Consider the following 24,455-nt stretch of genomic DNA (forward strand, 5'->3'; position numbering starts at 1 on the left):
GAGTGTTCCGCTCGTTAACAGAATAAAACAAGAAACCTATATTAATGAAAAATAACGCACTACTATTACTTTTCATACTATTCACCCAAATTTTAATATCTCAAAATATTGAACTGTTAAGTCCTATTCAAAAAAAACTTTATGAATTTGAAACAGTCCAAGTAAAACCAGAATTTCCAGGTGGAAATGAAAAATTCTTGGAATATGTACAAACGGATTTAAAAAAGTTAAATGTTGACAAAAATGATCAAGGTCAAATTTCCGCGAATTTTATTGTCGAAATGAATGGTTCGTTAACGAATGTAAAAATCTCAAAAGATTCTGGAATCAAAATAAGAAAAAGACTTAAAGAGATATTAGAAGATTCGCCAAAATGGCTACCTGGAGAACATGAGGGCTACCATGTTAGGACAAAGGTTAAATTTAATTTTTAAAGAAAAACTGGAAATTAAAAAACGTTAATTCCACTAAATCGCATGAGGGATAGAAGTGGAAATCCTTTTGTGCCGGGGTTTGGCACAAAAGATTGAAACGGATAGCCCGACCCGAAGGGACATGCCCATAAAAAAACCTTAGCTTTTATTGAAAAACTAAGGTTTAATTTATTTTGATTGTCGAGTTACTTGCGGAGATTCTTCGTTCCTCAGAATGACAAACTGTATGTTTATTCGATACGTTACATCATATCAATATACCTGTCGTGATATCCTAAAAGATACAAAACTCCGTCAAGACCTAAACTTGATATTGAGGTTGCGGCGTTTTCTTTTACTTTTGGTTTTGCGTGAAAAGCGATTCCCAAACCTGCTAAGTTTAGCATTGGCAAATCGTTGGCACCGTCTCCTACTGCTATGGTTTGATTGATGTGAATTCCTTCTTTTTCGGCAATGGCTTTTAGATATTCCGCTTTCTTTTGACCGTCTACGATTTCGCCCAGATATTTACCGGTTAATTTACCGTCTTTGATCTCTAACTGATTGGCATGAACATAATCAATACCTAATTCTTTTTGCAGGTATTCTCCAAAATAAGTGAAACCTCCGGATAAAATAGCCGTTTTATATCCGTAATATTTTAAGGCTTTCATCAAACGATGCGCTCCCTTTGTAATAGGTAAATTGATGGCAACATTTTGCAAAACATCTTCGCTCAAACCTTCTAACAATGCCATGCGCTGTTTGAAGCTTTCATTAAAATCTATTTCGCCATTCATAGCAGATTCTGTTATAGCGCGAACTTGCTCTCCTACTCCGTTTAGCTCTGCCAACTCGTCAATAACTTCTGTCTGGATCAAAGTAGAATCCATGTCGAAACAAACCAAACGGCGGTTTCGTCTGTAAATATTATCTTCCTGAAATGAAATATCAACATTGAGAGTTCTGGAAATCTCCATGAAACTTGCTGTCATGATAATCTTATTTACAATCTCACCGGTAACGGATAATTGGATACAAGAACGTGGATATTCTTCTTTTTCAACTATAGAAGTCCTGCCTGTTAATCGGATTATAGAATCGATGTTCAGGTTTTGATCTGACATTATTTTAGTTACTGCTGCTAATTGTGAAGCTGCCAGTTTCTCGCCTAAAATATTGATGATATAACGTTGTTTTGATTGTGATTTTACCCAGGTTTCATAATCTTCTACAGAAATTGGAATAAATTTTACTTTAACACCCAATTCGTAAGCTTTAAACAATAAGTCTTTTAAAACAGGTCCCGAACTTGAGCCTGCTTCGATTTCGAACAAAATCCCCAAAGAAAGTGTATCATGAATATCAGCCTGACCAATATCTAAAATATTGGCATCATAAGTAGCCAATACGGCTGTTAATCCTGCTGTTACTCCTATTTTATCATGTCCTGAAACTTTTAATAAAATAATCTCTTTACCTTCTATTGCCATTTTGCTGTTGATTTTAAGAAGCGACAAAAATCGGTAATCTATTGTTGATAAAAAAGGATATTGTTTGTTTTTTTGAAAAGAAAAAGCACATATGAATGTGCTTTTTGAATTAATTTAACAAATATGTTCCGCTATTAAAATAACGTAACTTTTTAGCTATTGATTAGGTTGATTCTCATCAAAGTTTACCATCCAGTTTATGTCAAATTTATCTTTGAACATTCCGAAATAAGCACCCCAGAAAGTTTTATTCATTGGCATTTCCACTTTACCTCCGGCAGAAAGTCCGTTAAAAATCCTATCTGCTTCCTCTGTACTTTCTGTATTAATCGAAATTGAAAAATTATCTCCAATACCTAATTTTCCATATCTGGGATGACTATCACTCCCCATTAAAATAGTGTTGCCAATAGGAAGGGAAACATGCATGATTCGGTTTGCATCTTCTTCAGAAAGTGGATCTTCGCCTTCTTGTGCAGGTGCATCTTTAAATTTTCCGATATACGGAAATTCTCCTCCAAAAACTGATTTGTAAAACAGAAATGCTTCTTCGCAATTTCCGTTAAAAAGTAAATACGGGTTTACTGATGTCGCCATAATATTTGTTTTTTGTTTTTTATCTATCCTCTTTATTCTATTCTCTTTATTCTATTTATTTTCAGAAAGTTCTTTTACTATTTCCAGTGCTTTCGGAAAAGTATCTTTAAAATAAACAATAAATTTTTCGACTACATCAACCTGAACTACAAGATCTGTAAACTCATCATCAGGAGTTAATCGATAGATTTCCATTGCGCCGCTCCATTTTTCTGTTTCCTGATCAACAGGCAATTCTTTAAAGTCTTTAATTTCTCCCAAATGCTTAAAAGCCATGTATTCATTAGGGATTTTTTTTTCTATTATACTATTCATTCCTCCACCATTAGGACCCAGAAAATGTATTTTTCCGCCTTCGGTCCAATCACTTACTGCATATGATCCTTCATAAAAAACTGCTGCCCATTTTCTGTAGCTTTCATCATTCCATAAAACTGACCAGACTTTCTCTGCTGGTGCCTTGATTCTGATTTTAAATTCTAAAGTTTCCATAATTATGATAATTTACTAAAGTCCATAAATAAGACATTCCATCTATGGCCGTCTAAATCAGCAAAGCCAAAACCATACATCCAGCCCTGACTTTCTGCAGGAGGAGCAAAAACTTTTCCTCCGGCTTCCTGAACTTTTATGGCTAATTCATCAACTTCTGAAGCACTTTCGGCATCTATTGAAATCAGAACTTCTGAACTTGATTGCGTATCCGTTAGTTTGTTTTGAGAGAAACCGGTAAATAATGATTCTTCAAAAAGCATTACAACAAAATGTGATTCCCCTACAACCATGCAAGTCGAACTGGGTGTATCATGTTGTTCATTAAAAGAAAAACCAATTTTCCAGAAAAAATCTTTAGCTTTTGCCACATCCTTAACAGGCAAATTCAACCATATTTGTTTTGTCATCTTTTTTTTGTTTTAATGTTTTATGTTTAAATAATTTCAACCTTTGTCCCTTTGCAACTCTGCCGCTTTAAGCCTTAAATTAATTTTGCTCTACATAACTTTTAAAATTATCAAGGATTGCATTCCAACCGCCTTGTTGCATTTCTTCAGAATTTTGAGTTTCCGGGTCAAAACTTTCTACAATTTCTACTCCGTCCGGTGTTTCAGAAAATGTAATTTCAACTTTTCTTCCATCTTCCAACACATATTCGATTGCTTTATTTTTTTCGACTAAGGTATATTCACCCCCAAAATCAAAACTCATACTGCCATCTTTTGCTGCCATAGTCGATTTAAATTTTCCGCCTTCTCTTAAATCATTTTCTGCATAAGGTGTATGCCATTCTGCCGAAGCGAAACTCCAGTTTTTAATATGTTCCGGTTGTGTCCAGAATTCCCAAACTTTATCTATTGATGCATTAATCGTATTTTGTACTGTTATCATTGTATTTCTTTATTAGATTATTTTTTATATTTTTTATTATAAATTCTTAAACACCCTCTACATATTTTTTAAAATTATCTACAACCGTTTGACACCATTGCTGCTGCATACTTTCAGAATCTTCTTTTACAGGTTCAAATGTTTCAGTAATTTTTACCTGACTTTCATTTTTTTCAAAATGTACTCTTCCTACCCTGTTATCAATAAGTTTATATTCTATTAAGGATAAGTTTTCAACTTTAGTATATTCTCCTTCAAAATTGAAGCTTAAACTCCCCTCTTTTTTAGCCATTTTATAGTTGAATTTTCCGCCAACTTTCAAATCATTTTCTACTTCCTGCGTATACCAATCTTCTATAGCTACATTCCAATTTTTGATATGTTCCGGCAATGTCCAGCAATCCCAAACTTTATCTATAGATGCATGAATCGTATTATGTACTGTTATCATTGTTTATTTATTAAAATTTAGCGTGCTTATTTATAAAATTACAAATTATTTATAGCAAATTTAAAATTTTACCATTTCTTTTAAGATACATTAAAAGTCAACTTTAGGGTCATTTAAGACAAAATAATTATTTTTGTCGTAAGTTAACTTTCCAAAAACCACATAATTATGAGCAAAAAAGTAGGTTTAATTGTGCCGCATGACTATAAACTATTGAGTATAGCTGCAATTTTAGAAGTGTTTGAAACAGCTAACAATCTTTCAAAAGAAAAGGAAAAACCTTTTAATATTATGATTTTTCAATCGACTGAACAGATAAATCAGGAATTATTATTTGGCTATAAAATTCACGCGATTGAAGGTTCTAATGAAGTTTTAGATCTCATTTTGATTCCTGCTTTTACAACTGACAATATGGGAGAAATGATTAAAAAGAATAAAATTTTTATCCCGTGGCTAAAAAAACAACATCAGTCCGGAGCAGAATTGGCTAGTTTTTGTACAGGAGCTTTTTTGTTTGCTGCGTCAGGATTGTTAAATGAAAAACTAGCTACAACTCACGTTGATGCGTGCAGTGCTTTTACAAAAGCTTTTCCGTTAGTGAAATTAAAAGCCGAAGAAACTTTAACAGCTGACGGCAGTTTATATACTAGTGGCGGATCTACCTCAACGTTTCATTTATTGATTTTACTGGTTCAGAAATATTGCGGAAATGAAATTGCCGTTCAGATCGCCAAGATTTTCTCGATTGATTTAAACCGATACAAACAAAGCTACTTTAGTACTTTCAGGCCTAATCATTTGCACAACGATAGTTTGGTTGCAATGCTTCAGCAAAAAATCGAAAGTCAATATCATACAATAGAAAAACTGGAAGAAATCACCAAAGATATTCCAACAAGTGCCAGAAATATGACACGCAGATTCAAACAAGTAACCGGAATCCCGCCAATTGAATATTTGCAGAATGTAAGGGTAGAAAGTTCTAAGAAATATCTGGAACAAACACAGCTTTCTATCTCTGAGATCATTGAAAAAACAGGTTACAATGATCCTAAAGCTTTTAGAAAGGTATTTTTTAAAATGGTGGGCATGAAACCAATAGAATATCGGGAGAAGTTTAGGGTGCAGTAATTTTTTTAAGGAGCAGAAGTTTCGTTTTCAAAACACCTCCTGTCCTGCTCTACACTATATCTTTTGCTGTGAACCACACAGCAAAAGAATATCGTTTCGATCAGGGCTACACGAGACATCTTATTTTTATAAGGAAATCAGTTAGAGGTTTAAATTAAGTTTAAGACTTAATAATCCACATTAGTACTTTTTTATTTTCTTTCAGAAGTTTATCAATTTCTCTCATGCTTTCATTAGATACTGCAGGACAACCCCAGCCTTCAGGAGTTCCCTGAGGGTAGACTTCCTGACTTGAAATGGCATCCCAGGAATGCAAAACTATTGCCCTGCTTCTGGCATGTGAATTTGTTTTATCTTTTCCCTGCAAAACATAATTTACTTTTATTCCCCACTGGCTTACGCCGCGATCCAGAATGATAAATTTACCCACTGAGGAACAATGCGAATCAAACTCATTGCTTATTGGTGCATTATCTTTCGACATCGTTGCGCCCCAACTATTATCGCCACAACCGTGACTGACCATGTAGGCTTTTGATACTTTATTCTCTTTAAAATCATAAACAAAGAATCTTTTTAGTCCGGAATGCACACCTAAATCTATTAGAAAAAATGTATCCTGATTGAGATTATTACGTTTACAATATTGCTGAGCTTCTTTATAATAAGTACTGTAATCTATGTTTTTGATTTCGTTACGGGGCTTTTCATTAGAAACATTTTCTATTGTCTTTTCAGCCTTAAAAACGCTTGCTTCCGAGAGCTCTTTTTTGCTGTTTTTACAGGACAATACCAGCACAAAATTTATAACAAAGATTACTTTTTTCATAATGCCAATTTACATAAAAACAGAAACGGAAAGAGTGTAAAAAAATTATAAAAAAACCTGTTCAAATAAATGAACAGGCTTTTTTCAATCTTTGTCAAAGTTTTAAACTTTATCAAAAGTATTTCAGGATTTATGAAGCAATTTCCATTCGCTTCAATAAATTTTTATTCAAAGTATGTTTTGCATAATCTTTATCGATTGTCAACACTTTATCGTCTGAACTTGGCAATTCATACATCGCATCTGTTAAGATGGCTTCGCATAACGAACGTAATCCACGAGCTCCTAATTTGTATTCTAATGCTTTGTCAACAATAAAATCTAATGCTTCATCTGTAATATTAAATTCAACATCATCCATCATGAATAATTTTTGATATTGTTTGATTAAGGCATTTTTAGGCTGTGTTAAAATTGCACGTAAAGTTTCTCTGTCAAGAGGATCCATATGTGTTAAAACCGGCAAACGACCAATAATCTCCGGAATCAAACCAAAGTCTTTAATATCTTTTGGAATAATGTATTGCAATAAATTGTCTTTATCGATATTATCTACATTTTTAGAAGTAGAATATCCAACTGCCTGACGATTTAAACGTTTAGAAATAATACGTTCTACTCCATCAAAAGCTCCACCAGCAATAAACAGGATGTTTTGCGTATTTACCTCAACAAATTTCTGGTCCGGGTGTTTACGTCCTCCTTTTGGTGGTACGTTTACAACGGTTCCTTCTAATAATTTCAATAAAGCTTGCTGAACACCTTCACCAGAAACATCACGTGTTATAGATGGATTATCGCTCTTACGGGCAATTTTATCAATTTCATCTATAAATACGATTCCTCTTTCGGCTTTGGTTACATCATAATCAGCAGCTTGTAATAAACGTGTCAAAATACTTTCGACATCTTCTCCTACATAACCAGCTTCAGTAAGTACTGTTGCATCTACGATCGCCAAAGGAACGTCTAACATTTTTGCGATAGTTTTTGCTACCAATGTTTTTCCTGTTCCGGTTTGTCCCACCATGATGATGTTACTTTTTTCAATCTCTACTTCGTCGTCTAATTGCTGTTGCATTAAACGTTTGTAGTGATTGTAAACAGCAACTGACATTACTTTTTTAGTCTGATCCTGACCAATAACATACTGATCTAAGAAAGCTCTGATTTCTTTTGGTTTCTTTAAGATTAAATCACCAACAAGTTTCGCGCTTCCGCTTGATTTTAATTCTTCTATTACAATTCCGTGTGCTTGTTCAATACACTTATCACAGATATGTGCATTAATACCTGCAATTAATAAATTGGTTTCTGGCTTCTTTCTTCCACAAAACGAACATTCTAATACTACTTTAGCCATTCTTTTTTAGTTACATAAGCTGCAAAGTTACTAAGTTTCTGAGATTTATTACTAAAACATCAAAAACTTAGTAACCTATTAACTTTTATTTTTGTTTCAAGTTTAATTTTGTTTCAAGTTTCAAGTTAATCTTAGTCCCGAAGCCTCGGGATAGTTCCTTTGTAACTTTGAACCTTAAAAAAAATTAGCTTCTTCTCAATACTTCATCAATCATTCCGTACTCTTTAGCTTCATCAGCTTTCATCCAGTAATCGCGCTCACTGTCTTTGTGTACTTTATCAAAAGTTTGTCCTGAATGTTGAGAGATGATATGGTATAATTCATCTTTTAGTTTCAACATTTCACGTAAGTTGATTTCCATGTCAGTTGCAACTCCTTGTGCTCCTCCTGATGGCTGGTGAATCATTACTCTTGAATGTGGTAATGCTGAACGTTTTCCTGCAGCTCCTGCACATAATAAAACAGCACCCATTGAGGCTGCCATACCGGTACAAATTGTCGCTACGTCTGGTTTGATGTATTGCATTGTGTCATAAATTCCTAATCCTGCGTAAACGCTTCCTCCAGGAGAATTTAGATAAATTTGAATATCTTTTGAAGCATCAGCACTTTCTAAGAATAATAACTGAGCCTGAACGATATTTGCGATTTGATCGTCGATACCTGTTCCTAAAAAGATGATTCTGTCCATCATTAATCTTGAAAAAACGTCTAATTGAGAAATATTCAACTGACGCTCTTCAATAATATATGGAGTCATATTAGTTGGATTCATTGCTGCTACGATTTTGTCGTAGTACATAGCGTTTACTCCTTGGTGCTTTGTAGCAAATTTTTTGAATTCTTTACCGTAGTTCATATTTTAAGTGTTCTAAGTTTTACGTTTATCTGTATTATTCTTCCATCAAAGGTTGTACCTCTTTCTAAAGAATGTCAATTTGTCTTATTTTGAAAATTTGTTTCAGGTCTAATTTTGTTTCAGGTTTCAAGTTCTCGAACTTGTTTCTTAGATAGCCCAGATAGCAGTGAAAAGCTTTTTGAATTACGTTTTTTAGTTTTTTTATTCCTGTAAAGCGACTGAAAGAAGCTCTTGCAGGAATTTTGAAAAACTTAAACGAAAGAAAAAAACTTGTAACGAATAGCTGGATTAGCTTCTGAAAAGTAATCAAAAAATAAATCAAAACAAAAGAGCGTCAGGAAAAAACTTCCTGACGCTCAAAATATTCTTGTTTTTTTAGAAATTATTCTCCGTAAGACGCAGCAATAAATTCGTCGTAAGTTACTTCTTTAGTTGTAGGGTTTGCTTTTTCTTTGAAAACCTCTAACAATTTCTCAGCCACAACTTGCTCAGAAAGTCTTTTTACTTCTTCTTGATTAGATAAAACTCTAGCCACGATTCCTTGTACTTCTTCGTCAGTTGGGTTTGTTTGACCAAATTGAGCCATTTGTTGTTTGATAGCATTTGTTGTAAAAGCTTTCAAATCTTCGAATGTAATTTGGATATTGCTTTGAGCCATCGCTTTTCCTTCGATTAATTGAAAACGTAATCCTTTTTCAGATCTTGCGTATTCAACTTCAGCTTCTTCTGCAGAAAGTTTTTTCTCTCCAACAGTTTGTAACCATTTTTTAAGGAATTCAGCCGGTAAATCAAATTTTGTGCTTTCGATTAGGAAATCCTGAACGTCTAATAATAATTTTTGATCTGCTTGTTGCGCGAATTGAGCTTCAGCATCTTCTTTAATTTTAGCTTTTAAATCTTCAAGAGAAGCTACTTTTCCTTCACCAAAAAGTTTATCAAAAAGCTCTTGGTTTAATTCAGCCAATTCTGCTCCGTTGATTGCTTCGATAGTAAAGTTTACTTCGATATCTAAACCGTGAACATCATCATGAGCTACTTTTAAGTAATCCATTAATTGGTGATCATCAGCAAATAAACCTTTTGTGCTTACAGTAACTACGTCACCAACTTTTTTACCGATGAATTTGTCAGCAGCAGCTTTGTTGAAAGTAGAAACTGAAATTGTAGTGGTATTGTTGATTCCTTTTTCTTCGTTTGCGAAAGTTCCGGTTAAGTCTGAATCAGCTTCAACTTTATCCTGAGGAATTGCTTTTCCAAATTGTTTTTGGATACGCTCTACTTGTCCGTCGATTAATTTATCATCAGCAGTAACGATATATTTTACGATATTGTTTTTAGCTTCTAAATCAATTTCGAAGTTTGGCACTAAACCAATTTCGTATTCGAAAGTTAGTTCTTCTGCATCCCAATCAAAGTTTTCGTTTTCTTTAGCAAGAGGAGTTCCTAAAAGATTTAATCTTTCAGATTGAACAAAACGCTCTAAAGCCAAATCAACTACTTTTTTAACTTCTTCTTGCTTAATTGCTTTTCCGTATTGTTTTTCAACAAGGTCTTTAGGAACTTGTCCTTTTCTAAAACCTTTAACGGTAGCCAATGGCATTTTTTCGTTTATTCTTTTTGCTACCTGACCTTTATAATCCATGTGAACAACTGTCATTACAATCGTTTCGTTCACAGCGTCTATTGCTACTCTTTTGATATCCATCGTCTTCTTTAATTTACATAATAAAATTGGGTTGCAAAATTATAAAATTTTTGCAACCCAACCAAGTTTTTAATCTATTGTATTTGAAGACGTTTTAAACACGCTTTCTATATTTATTTTATTTATCGTCTCCAAGTATTTTGTAAGTAATAGATTGAAGCAGAGACAATATGATACTAAAGAACAATGCCGTCCAGAATGAATCGACTGCAAAACCTCCAACAATATTAGTACACAGCAAAATGATGATTGCATTAATTACCAATAAAAACAATCCTAAAGTAATAAAGGTAACAGGCAAAGTAAGTATTACCAATATTGGTTTTATAAAAAGGTTTAATAAACCCAGAACGACCGCTACAATTATTGCTGTAGCAAAACTCGCAACATGTACTCCAGGCAAAAGGTTTGCGATTAATAACACCAATGCAGCAGTAACAAGGAGTCTAAGTAATAGTTTCATATTTTTTGATTTAAAGTTTTAATAAAAGTAATGAATTTTAGACTGTTTTTATGTCACAGATTAAAATGATTTTTTTTCACAAATTTCACAAATTTTCACAAATAAAGATTGAGTCAAAATTCAATTAAAATTCGTGTCAGTTGGTGAAATACGTGGCAACTTTTTTTAATCTTTTAGAAATTCAGTCGTTAATTCAAAAAACATTTTAGGATTTTCGGCATGAAGCCAATGTCCTGCATTTGGAATTGTTTCAAATTTAACATTTGGAAATTGCTGACGAATAGCATCAAAATCTGAATCCTGAATATATCCTGAATTTCCTCCTCGAATAAATAAAGTTGGTTTATTAAAAACCAAATTATCATCTAATGCTTTTCCTATTGCATCTAAATTATTGTTGAAAACTGCCAAATTAAATCTGAATGCTAATTGCCCTGGTTCCTGCCAATATAAATTCTTTAATAAAAACTGACGCGTTCCAAAATCAGGAACATATTTCGATAAGGTTTCTTCGACATCGTTTCGGCTTGGTTTTACAGAAAAATCTATTGCATTTAGTCCTGCCAAAATATCCTGATGATGCTGTTTGTAAAATCTAGGGCCAATATCGGCCACAATTAATTTGTCTACAATTTCAGGATATGTGGCCGCAAAAAGCATGGCTACTTTTCCGCCCATTGAATGTCCTAAAACATCTATTTTTGTTAACTGATTTGCCTGACAATATTCGAAAACATCCTGCACCATGGCTTCATAACTCCATTCGTCTGAATGAAAGCTTCGGCCGTGATTTCGTAAATCCAGAATATGAACCTGAAATCCGGCTTCTACATATTGTCCTGCCAAAGTTTTCCAATTATCAGACATTCCTAAAAATCCGTGCATGATGATAAATGGTTTTCCTTCGCCTTCTATTTTTGAGTATAACATTTCTATTTTGGTTTTATAAACTGAACACAAATGTAAAACTTATCTATGAATCTGACGTGCAATAAGTTCTCCCTGATTTTATTTTAGTTTTATTTTATTAGAAAAAAGTTTACAGTTTACGGCTTTCCGTAAAAAAAGAACAAATACAAATAGTACCTTGCGGCCTTAAAAATGAAGCTTTAAAAAACTTGATTTAATCCATTAATTAAAAACTTTGACCATGATCAAAAAATTACTTTTACTTTCTGTAGTTCTTTCTCAGTTTGCTATTTCCTGCTCAAGCGATGACAACACAGATCCTACAACGGATCCTGTAACAGAAGAGCCTACAAAAGACAAAACTCTTGCTGAGCAAATTGCAGAGATCGTTAAACAACCTTATTCTAAATTAACTCCGGCGGAACAAAAAATAAAATTAGAAGCTGAAGCAAATGATATGTTGGTTCAGTTAGACAAATCTAAAAGTTCCAGCGCAATTGAAGCACTGGAAAATTTAACCCGCTTATTAGATATTTATCAAATCGATATCTTTAACGGAAAAAATGACAATAACGTAGAAGATGTTTTAAACATTTCTGGTGTTTATGGTATTTATACATGGAATAATACTGCAAAAAAATGGGATAAAACAGCTTCGACTACAGAATTAAAATTTGTTTTCCCTGCTAAAAAATCTCAAACAGCAAACAATGCAATTCTTACTTCAAAAGGAGTTTCATCTGATGTAAAAGTTAAATATTTTGATGGCTACAACGGAAAAGAAGATGTATATGATAATATGTTTTTACCAAGCTCAACAGATGCAACTTTAACTGTTGATAATGCACAAGTAGCAACATTTACTCAAACTGCAAAATATTCTTCTAAAAATCAATCGCCGGATGAGTTTGCTTATAAAATGACTTTAAACGATGGTTATACTTGGGAAATGAATGGTAAAAAAGGTACTGAAAACACTTCAAAAGCACTTTTTACTTATAACGGAAAAACTTTACTTGATTTTAATGCAGGAAGCTCCGCTAACATTGATGGTCTTATCGATAACGACGATCTTGTTCAATACAGAGGTAAAGCAAATGGGTTGATTAAATTGATGGACAATTTTATTATTGTTGCAGACATGAATTTAGAAACTGAAGGTGCTGATCAAATCGCTTTAGACAAAAGCCTGGTACGTCCTACTTATCCTGACTCAAACAATCCAAAATCTAATTATAAAGAATATTACACAGCATTAAATGCGTACGAAAAAAAGTATTCTGAAGGTGTGGCTGCTAATTTTAACAAAAACTTAAAATTAATCTTAGTTTCCAAAAAAGACGGAACTAAAATTGCTGATCTTGTTCGTCACTCAGAAAAATCAGGTAATGATTATATTTTCAATCTACCGGTTTGGAATGCTCAATATTCTTATTGGTCAAACAATGGTACTGGTGAATCATTTGCACAACCTTACCTTGAAGAAGTATTATACTTGAAATTCAATGACAATACTGAAGTTTCGTTCAGTACGTATTTCTCTAGTGGATTTGAAAAATTCGAAACTAAGTTTGAAGATTTCATTAAAGCTTTCGATAAATAATAGCTTTTAAACATACACTTAAAGCCGATTTGAAAAATTTCAAATCGGCTTTATTTTTTCCGGTGTTTTTACAATAAATGTACTTTGACCATATCCTGCCCAAATCCCTATTCCGCCATTTATATTTGACTTTAGACTTGTATTTGCCGGATAAATAGGATTTCTGCTGTTTACAATTTCGTTTTGCCAGCTGTTCCAGAAATCTAATGCATCTTTATTTTGAGTTCTTAATTTTACATAAATTAGGTCCCCGTCAGCAAAATAAGGCGTAAATTTAGTTTTAGGAAAAAGCAAAACACCTCTATTTATTTGTATGGACATTGCTGATTCAGTAAAATTTTTATCATCTAAATTTCCATAAAATGCGGGCACAAAAATGGGCTCTTCGCCATCAATTTTTGTAGCAATCTGGTAATAGTTTTTTTCATTTACGGGATCATCAAATTTCACAAAAATATATCCGGTTGTATCTGATGGGTTCTTTTTTATATACTCAGCATTATTAATATTTACTGATTTTGGAATTGTTGTTACAGCCTGAACTACACGATTTAAATATTCGATTTTAATAGAATACTCTTTTCCGGCCTCGCCTATTAATTTGGTGCCATAATACACAAATGGCGGTACTCTGTTTTTATCATTTCTGACTCTTAAAACTTCAGAATTTAATCCGTCAGAAACAGTAATTTTTGCAGATCTTATCACATGATTCAAAACGTTTGTTGAATCAATTACATCTGTAACCGGAATACTGCTCGATAATAAAACCTGAGCATAATCACCTTCTTCAATCCAGCCTTCGACTACAATTTTAGATTCGATGCTTTGTTCGCTAAAATCATCTTTAGAACAACTTACAGCAATTAACACAAAAAGAAAAAGTATATATTTTTTCATCCTTTTTAAAATTTAAACTTCCAGCTTATGGAAGGTAATATTCGATATAAAACCTTTTTCTCCTGCTTTACAATAACCTTATTTTTATCTTCATTAACCTGAATATTCAAAACTACATAAATTGGATTATCAATATTAAAAGTATTGTAAATAGAAAAATTTAAAGCACTTTCTTTTTTGTTTGTCTTTACAAAAAAGTAATTGACTGAAAAATCTGTTCGGATATAGTTTGGCATTTGTGCATTATTATATCCTGAATATTCCTTGACCGGATTGTTATTGATAAAATACCACGAAGTAGGCATTGTAAAACGATTTCCTGAACTAAATATCTGTGTTACACCAAAGTTCCATTTTGAATTTAAATCATACATTCCAACTACTGAAAGATTGTGACGTCTGTCGTATTTAGCAAAATAAGTATTACCGTTATTGAGTTCATCAAAATTTCTATCAGACCAACTCAAAGTATAACTCATCCAGCCGGTAAACTTTCCGTTGTTTTTACGAAGCATCATTTCTAATCCGTATGCTTTTCCTTTTCCAACAAGTAAATCATTTTTTAAAGTCGTGGTTTCGTTAAATTGCGTTATTCCATATGGATATTCGAGTAAATCTTTCATAAAACGATAGAATCCTCCAAATGAAGACGAAATGCTTTTCGAAATATTCTGATTGGAACCAATAGAAAACTCATCTGAAGATTGTGGCTTTATACCATCTGAACTTGCAATCCAAAAATCTGTAGGAATACCTACACTTGAAGTTGTTATTAAACTCAAATATTGATATTGTCTATTATAAGATCCGTAAAAAGAATACTTTTCATTTGCCTTATAATTAAGCAAAACGCGAGGCTGAAAATGTAAATAAGAATCATTGGAACCAGAAGTGTAATAATTAATGCGCAGTCCTAATTCGGCATTCAAATGATCTGTTAATTCTGGTTTAACTGTCGTGAAAACCGCAACTTCATCAGCATTAATTGTATTATTTTGAGTCGTATTACTATCTGTCAGATTTTCGATATTAACTTTTTGAGGCTGTAAATTATGATGTACGTATTGGACTCCTGATTCAACGGGAACATTTTTTATCCAATATCGAAAAGCATTATTAAATCCAAAATCTTTTACATATGATGAAACTCCAAACCCAATTGTAGCTTGTTCCATATTTAGTTTATTGGAATATTTACTAAAATAAACTGAGTTCGACATACTCATTTTAGGAGAAAATGCAGTAACTAAAGTTGGAGAAACTGTAAAATTACTCCACTTTAAATCAGTTCTTAATGCCAGATTATCATCTTCAATACTTAATTTATCACCACTTATAAATGCATCAACAGAGAGTAAATTGTTTTTTGAAAGTTGCGAAATAAAAGTAATGTTTCCATCAGAAAAGCCATATTTCATATCCTGAATATCACTATTATTTGAACCTGAATGCAACAGTGGCGCTACAATTTCATCGATGTAAGTTTTCCTGCCCGAGATATAAAAACCGGATTTTTTATTTACAGGAACAGTCAAAGTAAGCTGCGAAGCTAAAATTCCAATATTTCCCTGAATACCCAATTCAGAGGGTACTTTCTTGTTCGGGATTAAAAGTGTTGTTGAACTTAAACGTCCGCCATATTTCGAATTTGAACTTGATTTATCAAACTCTACTTCTTTAATATGATCGGTATTATAGAAGGGGAAAATTCCAAGCAAATGTGACATTCCGTATATAGGAGTTCCATCGTATAAAATAGCATTATGTCCGGGATCTCCACCTCTAACATATAAATATCCGTTTGCATCTCCTGAATTTTGAACTCCGGGAGTTAACTGCAAAAGTTTTATAATATCTGTAGTTCCTAAAACTGTTGGAACAGATGACAGTTCTTTTAAATTAAAAGATAATTTACCTCCTGACAAATTTGTAATGCCTCTTTTTTTATCGTTGGCTATTATGACTTCTTTTAATTGCGAAATGTCCTTTTCTAATACAATTGAAATTAAAGTATCTTTTAGAAAATTAAAATTGATGGATTTTTTAAGATAACCCGATTGATCAAAAGATATTCCGGCTTGACCTAAGAGAATCTTTTCTGAAAAATTACCCAGAGAATCTGATACGGTATAATAGTGCTGGTTGTTTATTTGTAAAGAAATAGCAACTCCAACAAGGTTTTCATTTTCAGACGATCGTATGTTTCCGGTTATAGTTGCTTTGGTTTGCGCAAATACATTAGAGAAACAGAATAAAAAAAAAAGAATTATTGATTTTGACACTTTATTTTAATAAGAAAAGTGCGAAAATAAACAATTATAAATCAATTATTAACAGAACTAATTATTTATTTTTTTGTTTAAAACTTATATTCTAAACGCTCATTATTACCATAATGCTGCATGAGGAAAAAAAGTAAAAATCCTTCTGTTTTTCTTTTAAAAACAGAAAATAATAACGAATAGCCCGACCCGCTCCCGAGGCTTCGGGACAGCGGGTCATGCCCTACTCATTTTTGTCCTACTTCAATTTATTCAAATACATATTCACCACATTATCCAAACCAAGGTACAGCGCTTCTGAAATTAAAGCGTGCCCAATAGAAACCTCTAATAAACCGGGAATATTTTGTTTAAAAAACTGAATATTATCTAAACTTAAATCGTGACCTGCATTTATTCCCAAACTCAATTCGTTTGCCAATTCTGCAGCTTTAACATAAGGATCTATTCCCTTTTTGTTTCCTAAATCGTATTGATGTGCAAAAGCTTCTGTATATAATTCGATTCTGTCTGTTCCTGTTTTTTTGGCTCCTTCTATAATTTCCAATACCGGATCAACAAAAATCGATGTTCTGATTCCGTTACGCTGAAATTCCTGAATAACCTCTGTTAAATAAGATTGATTTTTTATCGTGTCCCAACCTGCAGAAGATGTAATGGCACCAATTGCATCCGGTACAAGGGTCACCTGAGTAGGTTTACATTCTAAAACCAAATCGATAAAATTGTGCTGTGGATTTCCCTCAATATTATATTCTGTATAAACAATTTCTTTTAAGTCGCGTGCATCCTGATAACGAATATGGCGCTCATCCGGACGCGGATGAATCGTGATTCCCTGTCCTCCAAATTTCTGAATATCCGCAGCCACTTTTAATAAATCAGGAACATTTCCTCCACGTGCATTACGAAGGGTTGCAATTTTATTGATATTTACACTTAACTTTGTCATATAAATAGATAATTAATTCTAGTAACACTATATTTGTTACGACAAAAATACAAAGTAAAACGTAGCAGTTTTTGCTATTTTTTGATTATTTTGCATGAAATATCCTTAACAGATTTATGACAGAAATTATAAACTATATCACCAATGATTTCAGAGCTATAGATAGCCAGGAAACGATAGCCTCGGTTCAGGACTATTTTGCTGATTTGAATTTTTCGCATTTTCCGGTTTTGGAGAACGGAATCTTCATTGGAAGTATCGCCTCTGATGACGTTGAAACTTTTGATACAGATAAAAAAGTCATTGATTACAAATATACATTGGAACGCTTTTTTGCGCGAAAATCAATGATTTGGCTTGATGTTTTAGAAGTTTTTGCTAAAAACCACACGAATATAATTCCGGTTCTTGACGAAAATAATATCTATATAGGATATTATGAGATGGAAGACATCATGAAATTTTTTCAGGAAACTCCATTTTTAAAAGAGCAGGGCGGAATTATTATTGTTCAAAAAGGACTTTTAGATTATTCAATGGGTCAGGTAACCCAGATTGTAGAAAGCAACAATGGCAAAATCCTTGGCTGCTTTATATCTGAAGCTGATCTTGAAAATGTTCAGATTACCGTAAAAATTGGCGTTGGCCCTATGAATGAAATTATCCAGACTTATAGAAGATATGGGTACGAAATTATTTCAGAACATCAGGAAGATGCTTATATCAACAGTCTAAAAGAACGTTCAGATTATTTAGACAAATACCTTAATATATAATACAATTAGATAAGTAGTCAATTAGATAATGAGATCATTTCTTAACTGCTCTAATTTTCATATTATCCAATTGACGAATTGCCAAATTACCTAATTATCTAATTAAAAAGAATGAAAGTAGCTATTTACGGACAGTATTACCAGAACAGTACCGAACCCATTATCAAAGATATATTTTTGTTTTTCAACACTAATAATGTCGAAATGGTTATAGAAGAAAACTTTCTAAAAATGCTTCACGAAAAGCAACTTGTAGAAAACGGATATAAAACTTTCTCTGCAACTACATCACTCGACAATAGTTTTGAGATGCTAATTAGTATTGGCGGTGACGGCACCATTTTGAGAGCTGCAACCCTCGTTCGTAACTCCGGGGTTCCAATTTTAGGTATCAATGCCGGAAGACTTGGTTTTTTAGCCACTGTACAAAAAGAAAACATTGATAGTTTCCTGCAATTTGTAATTGACAAAAATTACACAACTTCTGAAAGAACGCTGTTAAGCCTGACCTGCGACCCGAAAAATGATGCCATTGAAGAAGATTTAAATTTTGCAATGAACGAAGTAACGGTCAGCCGAAAAGATACCACTTCGATGATTACGGTTGAAACCTACCTAAATAATGAATATCTAAATTCATATTGGGCAGATGGCTTAATTATCTCTACGCCAACAGGTTCAACAGGATATTCTTTGAGCTGTGGCGGACCATTGTTAACTCCGGATGTAAAAAGCTTAGTAATCACACCTATTGCCCCTCATAACTTAACAGCCAGACCACTTGTTATCCCTGATGATACCGAAATTAAACTTCGTGTTTCAGGCAGGGAAGATCAATATCTGGTTTCATTAGACTCCAGAATAGCTTCTGTAAAAAACGAATCCATTTTAACAATCAAAAAAACAGATTACAAAATAAAAATGGTGGAGATTCCAGGCGAAACTTTCTTGAAAACCTTAAGAAATAAATTGCTTTGGGGAGAAGATAAGAGAAATTAAGTTGTTTTATGATTCGCCACTATACGATAATAGCACTTTTTGCCGTTTTGCATGTATCGAATCATCATTAAATGTCTCAATATCATATTGTAAATTTAAAAAAAAGCACATTTAACTAAAGGAACGTTGATTCGTATCGATAATTATTATATTTGCACGCAATTTTGAATTAAATGAAGAAAATTTTTAATTTATTGTTATGTTTTTTCCCCTTTATCACACTAAACGCTCAGATCAATGAGATTGGTGTTTTTCTTGGCGGAAGTAACTTTGTAGGAGACGTAGGAAGTACAACTTATATTAATCCGGACAAACTGGCTTTTGGTATTTTATATAAGTGGAATAAAAGCCCCCGTCATTCTTACCGTTTTTCATACACACAATCAACTGTTTCCGGAAATGATCGCGATTCAGAAGAAACTGGAAGAAATAGAAGAGGTTATAGTTTTGATAATACTATAAAAGAACTTTCTGCAGGTCTGGAATTTAATTTTTTTGATTTTAATCTTCATGATTATCATCCAAAAATTACACCTTATATATATTCCGGATTAAGCTATTTTATGTATGACAAATTATACGTAACCGGAGGACAAACTAAAAAAGATAAAAACGGAGGTTCTATTGCCATACCAATGACATTAGGAATCAAATCGAATATAACACCTCATTTAATTTTAGGTGCAGAAGTTGGAGCCCGCTACACCTTTACAGATGATATTGACGGAAGTAACCCAAGCAGTGGTAATTTGAAACCGCTGCATTTTGGAAATTTAAATAATAATGACTGGTATGTCTTTTCGGGTGTGACTTTAACGTATACCTTTGGACAAAAACCTTGCTATTGCGCAGAATAATAAAATGAATTTACTAGACTCTATAGATCAAACAAACTTACCCAAACATTTGGCCATTATTATGGACGGAAATGGTCGTTGGGCAAAACAACAAGGTTTTTTAAGAGCATTTGGTCACGAAAACGGGACAAAATCTGTAAAAAAAACAATTAAAACTTGTGCTAAACTTGGCATTGAGTATTTAACCCTATATGCTTTTTCGACAGAAAACTGGAATCGTCCTAAATTAGAAGTCGATGCATTAATGAAAATACTAATCAATTCATTAAAAAAAGAGCTTGTAACTCTGCAAGAAAACAATATCAAACTTAATGCGATTGGAAATCTTGAGAAATTACCAAAATCAGCTCAAAAAGAGCTTCTTGATGTAATAGACAAAACCAAAAATAATACGCGTCTTACACTAACTCTCGCTTTAAGTTACGGATCAAGAGAAGAATTGGTAAATGCTGTGAGAATCATCAGTGATAAAGTTAAAAATAATATAATTTCAATAGACACTATTGACGATTCAATTATAAATGAGCATCTTTACACGCAAAATTTACCTGACGTAGATTTATTAATACGAACAAGTGGAGAACATAGAATAAGTAATTTTTTGCTATGGCAGATAGCCTATGCAGAACTATATTTTACGAATGTGTTGTGGCCAGACTTTAAAGATCAAGATTTATATGAGGCTATTATTAGTTATCAAAAAAGAGAACGTAGATTTGGAAAAACCAGCGAACAAATTAAATAATATTTTAGTGTTACAAAAAAGAATACAAATAGTCTTTACCCTACTTCTTTTGGGTAGTTTTTCACAAATAAAAGCACAAGAAAGAGTTCCTTTTGATCAGGGAAAAAAATATATTCTTGCTAAAGTTTCTGTTGTTGGTAAAATAAGCTTCAATGAACAAACCGTAGTTACATTTTCAGGTCTTCAAAAAGGACAAGAGATAACAGTGCCAGGAGAAGAAATTAGTGGCGCCATTAAAAAGTTAGGCAAACTTGGTCTTTTTGACGAAATTGCCTTCTATATTAATAAGGTAGAAAACGACAGTATTTATCTTGATTTAAATATCGTTGAATTACCTAAACTAAATGAAGTAAAATTTGTTGGTATTAAGAAAAGTAAAGTCGAAGGATTAATTAAGGATAACAATTTGACCAAAAACAAAATTGTAAACGAAAACTTAATTACTACAACCAAAAATTATATAGAAAACAAATACAAAAAAGAAGGTTTTTACAACACCAAAGTTACTATTACAAATACTCCTGATACCATAAACGGCCATCAGGTAAATATGCTTGTCAGGGTAGACAAAGGTGATAAAGTAAAAATTAGCAGCATTGATTTCATTGGTAACAAACAACTTACGGGCAACCAATTAAGAGCTGCCATGAAAGACACCAAGCAAAAAAACTTTTTTCGTGTTTTAAAATCTTCAAAATTTATTCCTGAAAAATACAAAACCGACTTAGAAAAAGTTGTTGCTGCATATAAAGAAAAAGGATACCGTGATGCTCGTATTATTTATGATTCTGTTACTTACAACAAGAATAAAAATATGCTTGCAATCAAGATTAAAATGGAAGAAGGAAACAAATATTATTTTGGTAATATCAAATTCCTTGGAAACACAGTTTATTCAGATCAATTATTAAATCGTTATTTAGGTATCAAAAAAGGTGAAACCTACAATGGTGTTTTACTTGAAAAACGTATTGCTGACAAAACAAAACCTGACGCAGAAGACATTACAAACTTGTACCAAAACAACGGTTACTTATTCTCTAATATCAATGCTGTAGAGGTAAAAACAGTAAACGATACTATCGATTTCGAAATTAGAGTTACTGAAGGACCTATTGCCTATTTCAACAAAATATCTGTAGTAGGAAACGACAAAACTAATGATCATGTTATTTATCGTGAACTTAGAACTAAGCCTGGAGAAAAATACAGTAAAGAACAATTGGTTAGAACGATTCGTGAGATTGGACAATTAGGATTCTTTGATCCTGAAGCTATTGATCCAAAATTTAAAAATGTTGATGCGGGAGCAGGAACTGTTGATATCGAATATCATGTTGTAGAAAAAGGATCAAGCCAGGTTGAACTTCAAGGAGGTTACGGTGGTGGAGGTTTCATTGGAACCTTAGGGCTTTCTTTTAACAACTTTTCTGCAAGAAACTTATTCAACAAAGAATCTTATAAACCATTACCAATGGGAGATGGTCAGAAAGTAGCACTTCGTTTACAAGGAAGTACGTATTTCCAGACCTATAGTTTATCATTCTCAGAACCATGGTTTGGAGGAAAAAAACCAGTACAATTTAGTTCATCTATATCATACAGTAAACAATTCTTAAACAACTATGCTACAAGAACTGTAGATAAAAGTAAAAGTTTTAATATCTTAACTTTACAAGTTGGTTTAGCAAAACGTCTTACTGTGCCGGATGATTATTTCGTTCTTTCACAATCTGTGAGTTACCAACATTATGATTTGAATAATTACAATACCGGATTATTTACTTTTGGTAACGGAGCTTCAAGAAACTTAGCGTATACAATTGGACTTTCAAGAAGTAATAAAGGGGTTAACCCAATATTCCCGACTTATGGATCTGATTTTAGTATTTCGGCTAAAGTTACTCCTCCTTACTCTTTATTTAACGGAATTGATTATGGGGATTTAAAAAACCAAAAAGAATACAAAACACAATATACAGGAGCAGCAACTTCAGGTATAGACGGACAACCGCTTAATCCTGGTGATTATGTTAAAACCGAAACCATAAACGGACAATCAGGTTATGCAAGTGTTGGATCTGATTATGCAAATGCTGATACTGACCAGGGAAAAGTGGATCAAAAGAAATACAACTGGTTAGAGTATTATAAAATTAAATTTAAAGCAGACTGGTATACTAAATTATATGGTAAATTAGTTTTAAGAACATTAACTGAGTTTGGTTTCTTAGGTGCTTATGATCAATCAAGAGGTGTTGTACCATTTGAACGTTTCTATTTAGGAGGAGACGGTATGGCAAACTACTCTATGGATGGTAGAGAAACAGTACAGTTAAGAGGATATGAAAATAACTCATTGACTCCTGTAAATGCAAACGGGGAACAAATTGGAGCAACTATTTATAATAAATTCTCTATGGAATTACGTTATCCAATTACATTAAAATCATCTGCATCGATCTATGCATTAGCATTTTTAGAAGCTGGATCATCATACCCAACGTTTAAAGATTACAACCCATTTGACCTTAATCGTTCTGCCGGTGTTGGTTTACGTGTATTCATGCCAGCATTTGGATTATTAGGTATTGACTGGGGTTATGGATTTGATCCTCAGCCAGGAGAAACTAAAGCACACGGTAAAGAAATTCACTTTATCATTGGGCAACAGTTTTAGTAGAAAATTTATTACATTTGTGTAAAAATTTTGATATAGACTAATGTTATGAGAAAACAATTTTTATTTATATTTTTAGCTCTGGTTGCAGTAAATGCAAGCCAGGCTCAGACAAGAACGACAAGAATTGGTTACATTGACATGGAATATATATTGGAAAATGTATCCGATTACAAAGAGGCAAGAGCGCAGTTAGAGCTAAAGGCCCAAAAGTGGAAACAGGATATAGAAGCCAAAAAACTGGATATCAATAATCTTAAAGAAGGTCTTAAAGCTGAACGTGCTTTACTTACCAAAGAGCTTATTGATGAAAGAGAAACAGAAATTAAATTTCTGGAAACTGAAATGATGGATTATCAGCAAAAACAATTTGGATCTGAAGGAAATCTAATGCATCAAAAAGCAGCATTAGCAAAGCCAATTCAAGATCAGGTTTTTACTGCTGTTCAGGATATTGCCGAGGCAAAAAATTATGATTTTGTTTTTGATAAATCATCAGATTTAACGATGCTTTTCAGCAACAAAAAATTTGACATCAGTGACCAGGTTATTCGTGTTTTGAACCGAACTGACAAAAGGGAACAATTGAATAAAAAACAATTAAAAGATCAGGAAGCAAAAGAAAAACTTGAAAATGCTATTGACGAAAATCCAGCAATGGCAGACCGTCAAAAAGCTTTAGATGAGAAAAAAGCAGCCAGAGAGAAATTAATTGAAGACAGAAGATTAGAACAAGAAGCTAAGAAAAAAGAATACGACGACAGACGAAAAGCAATTGCTGCAGAAAGAGAAGCTAAAAAAAATGGCACGGTTTCTGAACCTGCCAAAACAGATGCAACAAAAACTGATGCAACAGCAAAGCAGGCAACAACAGGGACAGAAGCTACAACAACAGAACCTGCTGTTGATAAAGCTGCAGAAAGACAAAGACTTTACGAGGAACGTAAAAAAGAATTAGAAGAAAGAAGAAAGAAAATTTTAGAAGAACGAGAAGCGGCTAAAAAAGCAAAAGAAGCCGAAACACAAAAATCAAATACGACCAATAATTAATTAATATTT

At 33.0% G+C, this 24,455-nt stretch carries 24 protein-coding genes; 9 read left to right on the forward strand and 15 right to left on the reverse strand.

The genetic code is table 11. The features are described 5' to 3' along the window. The first annotated feature begins 44 nt into the window (after positions 1–44). Positions 45–434, forward strand: a complete 390-nt coding sequence (locus tag RC62_RS10155) for a hypothetical protein (protein WP_055095096.1) — start codon at positions 45–47, stop codon at positions 432–434. A 242-nt stretch (positions 435–676) separates the two neighbouring features. Here RC62_RS10155 and serB read toward each other — a convergent pair whose 3' ends face one another. The 6 genes from serB to RC62_RS10185 form a co-directional block, all read right to left on the reverse strand. Next, positions 677–1,906 carry a phosphoserine phosphatase SerB gene (gene serB, locus RC62_RS10160; RefSeq protein ID WP_055095097.1) on the reverse strand — a complete coding sequence of 410 codons (1,230 nt, stop codon included), beginning with the start codon at positions 1,904–1,906 and terminating at the stop codon, positions 677–679. Positions 1,907–2,062: 156 nt separating this feature from the next. After that, complete coding sequence (locus RC62_RS10165) at positions 2,063–2,503, reverse strand: VOC family protein (protein WP_055095098.1); 441 nt, start codon at positions 2,501–2,503, stop codon at positions 2,063–2,065. A 51-nt stretch (positions 2,504–2,554) separates the two neighbouring features. Beyond that, positions 2,555–2,995, reverse strand: a complete 441-nt coding sequence (locus tag RC62_RS10170) for an SRPBCC domain-containing protein (RefSeq protein ID WP_055095099.1) — start codon at positions 2,993–2,995, stop codon at positions 2,555–2,557. A gap of 2 nt (positions 2,996–2,997) precedes the next feature. Further along, positions 2,998–3,405 carry a VOC family protein gene (locus RC62_RS10175; RefSeq protein ID WP_055095100.1) on the reverse strand — a complete coding sequence of 136 codons (408 nt, stop codon included), beginning with the start codon at positions 3,403–3,405 and terminating at the stop codon, positions 2,998–3,000. Positions 3,406–3,484: 79 nt separating this feature from the next. Next, complete coding sequence (locus RC62_RS10180) at positions 3,485–3,889, reverse strand: SRPBCC family protein (protein WP_055095101.1); 405 nt, start codon at positions 3,887–3,889, stop codon at positions 3,485–3,487. 46 nt (positions 3,890–3,935) lie between these two features. After that, on the reverse strand, positions 3,936–4,340 hold the full coding sequence (locus RC62_RS10185) for an SRPBCC domain-containing protein (RefSeq protein WP_055095102.1): 405 nt from the start codon (positions 4,338–4,340) through the stop codon (positions 3,936–3,938). Positions 4,341–4,508: 168 nt separating this feature from the next. Here RC62_RS10185 and RC62_RS10190 point away from each other — a divergent pair, with 168 nt between their 5' ends. Further along, positions 4,509–5,474 (forward strand): GlxA family transcriptional regulator, encoded by a 966-nt coding sequence (locus RC62_RS10190; protein WP_055095103.1) that lies wholly within the window; start codon positions 4,509–4,511, stop codon positions 5,472–5,474. A 160-nt stretch (positions 5,475–5,634) separates the two neighbouring features. Here RC62_RS10190 and RC62_RS10195 read toward each other — a convergent pair whose 3' ends face one another. The 6 genes from RC62_RS10195 to RC62_RS10225 all read right to left on the reverse strand — a co-directional run bounded on the left by RC62_RS10195 (position 5,635) and on the right by RC62_RS10225 (position 11,623). After that, positions 5,635–6,303, reverse strand: a complete 669-nt coding sequence (locus RC62_RS10195; protein WP_055095104.1) for a murein L,D-transpeptidase catalytic domain-containing protein — start codon at positions 6,301–6,303, stop codon at positions 5,635–5,637. A gap of 130 nt (positions 6,304–6,433) precedes the next feature. Next, positions 6,434–7,666 (reverse strand): ATP-dependent Clp protease ATP-binding subunit ClpX, encoded by a 1,233-nt coding sequence (gene clpX / locus RC62_RS10200; RefSeq protein ID WP_055095105.1) that lies wholly within the window; start codon positions 7,664–7,666, stop codon positions 6,434–6,436. A gap of 184 nt (positions 7,667–7,850) precedes the next feature. Next, positions 7,851–8,525 (reverse strand): ATP-dependent Clp endopeptidase proteolytic subunit ClpP, encoded by a 675-nt coding sequence (gene clpP, locus RC62_RS10205; RefSeq protein WP_055095106.1) that lies wholly within the window; start codon positions 8,523–8,525, stop codon positions 7,851–7,853. A 382-nt stretch (positions 8,526–8,907) separates the two neighbouring features. Continuing rightward, on the reverse strand, positions 8,908–10,230 hold the full coding sequence (locus RC62_RS10215; protein ID WP_055095108.1) for a trigger factor: 1,323 nt from the start codon (positions 10,228–10,230) through the stop codon (positions 8,908–8,910). 118 nt (positions 10,231–10,348) lie between these two features. Beyond that, positions 10,349–10,693 carry a phage holin family protein gene (locus RC62_RS22750; protein ID WP_082421264.1) on the reverse strand — a complete coding sequence of 115 codons (345 nt, stop codon included), beginning with the start codon at positions 10,691–10,693 and terminating at the stop codon, positions 10,349–10,351. Between the two features lie 165 nt (positions 10,694–10,858). Continuing rightward, entirely contained in the window at positions 10,859–11,623 is a 765-nt protein-coding gene (locus tag RC62_RS10225; RefSeq protein WP_055095110.1) for an alpha/beta fold hydrolase, read from the reverse strand. A gap of 220 nt (positions 11,624–11,843) precedes the next feature. Here RC62_RS10225 and RC62_RS10230 point away from each other — a divergent pair, with 220 nt between their 5' ends. After that, positions 11,844–13,205 carry a hypothetical protein gene (locus RC62_RS10230; protein WP_055095111.1) on the forward strand — a complete coding sequence of 454 codons (1,362 nt, stop codon included), beginning with the start codon at positions 11,844–11,846 and terminating at the stop codon, positions 13,203–13,205. Between the two features lie 39 nt (positions 13,206–13,244). Here the strand turns inward: RC62_RS10230 and RC62_RS10235 are convergent, their stop codons facing one another. The 3 genes from RC62_RS10235 to RC62_RS10245 all read right to left on the reverse strand — a co-directional run bounded on the left by RC62_RS10235 (position 13,245) and on the right by RC62_RS10245 (position 17,339). Beyond that, positions 13,245–14,105: a DUF4249 domain-containing protein gene (locus RC62_RS10235; RefSeq protein ID WP_055095112.1), complete on the reverse strand. Its 861-nt coding sequence runs from the start codon at positions 14,103–14,105 to the stop codon at positions 13,245–13,247. 5 nt (positions 14,106–14,110) lie between these two features. Beyond that, on the reverse strand, positions 14,111–16,387 hold the full coding sequence (locus RC62_RS10240; protein WP_055095113.1) for a TonB-dependent receptor plug domain-containing protein: 2,277 nt from the start codon (positions 16,385–16,387) through the stop codon (positions 14,111–14,113). Positions 16,388–16,625: 238 nt separating this feature from the next. Further along, positions 16,626–17,339, reverse strand: coding sequence for a pyridoxine 5'-phosphate synthase (locus RC62_RS10245; protein WP_055095114.1), 714 nt, complete (start codon positions 17,337–17,339; stop codon positions 16,626–16,628). Between the two features lie 116 nt (positions 17,340–17,455). On the opposite strand from RC62_RS10245, the gene RC62_RS10250 reads away from it, so the two are divergent. From RC62_RS10250 to RC62_RS10275, 6 genes are all read left to right on the forward strand, one after another. Further along, a complete protein-coding gene (locus tag RC62_RS10250) occupies positions 17,456–18,115 on the forward strand; it encodes a CBS domain-containing protein (RefSeq protein ID WP_055095115.1) in 660 nt (219 codons plus the stop codon). A 111-nt stretch (positions 18,116–18,226) separates the two neighbouring features. Continuing rightward, positions 18,227–19,114, forward strand: a complete 888-nt coding sequence (locus RC62_RS10255) for an NAD kinase (RefSeq protein WP_055095116.1) — start codon at positions 18,227–18,229, stop codon at positions 19,112–19,114. A 173-nt stretch (positions 19,115–19,287) separates the two neighbouring features. Continuing rightward, positions 19,288–19,971, forward strand: a complete 684-nt coding sequence (locus RC62_RS10260; protein ID WP_055095117.1) for a DUF6089 family protein — start codon at positions 19,288–19,290, stop codon at positions 19,969–19,971. Positions 19,972–19,975: 4 nt separating this feature from the next. Further along, entirely contained in the window at positions 19,976–20,716 is a 741-nt protein-coding gene (locus RC62_RS10265) for an isoprenyl transferase (protein WP_055095173.1), read from the forward strand. Continuing rightward, positions 20,649–23,396, forward strand: coding sequence for an outer membrane protein assembly factor (locus tag RC62_RS10270; RefSeq protein WP_055095118.1), 2,748 nt, complete (start codon positions 20,649–20,651; stop codon positions 23,394–23,396). Before RC62_RS10265 ends, RC62_RS10270 begins: the two co-directional genes overlap by 68 nt. 48 nt (positions 23,397–23,444) lie before the next feature. Next, positions 23,445–24,446 (forward strand): OmpH family outer membrane protein, encoded by a 1,002-nt coding sequence (locus RC62_RS10275; protein WP_055095119.1) that lies wholly within the window; start codon positions 23,445–23,447, stop codon positions 24,444–24,446. Positions 24,447–24,455 lie beyond the last annotated feature (9 nt).

The organism is Flavobacterium aquidurense (assembly GCF_001404985.1).
In the GTDB taxonomy this organism is placed as follows: Bacteria; Bacteroidota; Bacteroidia; order Flavobacteriales; family Flavobacteriaceae; genus Flavobacterium; species Flavobacterium aquidurense_B.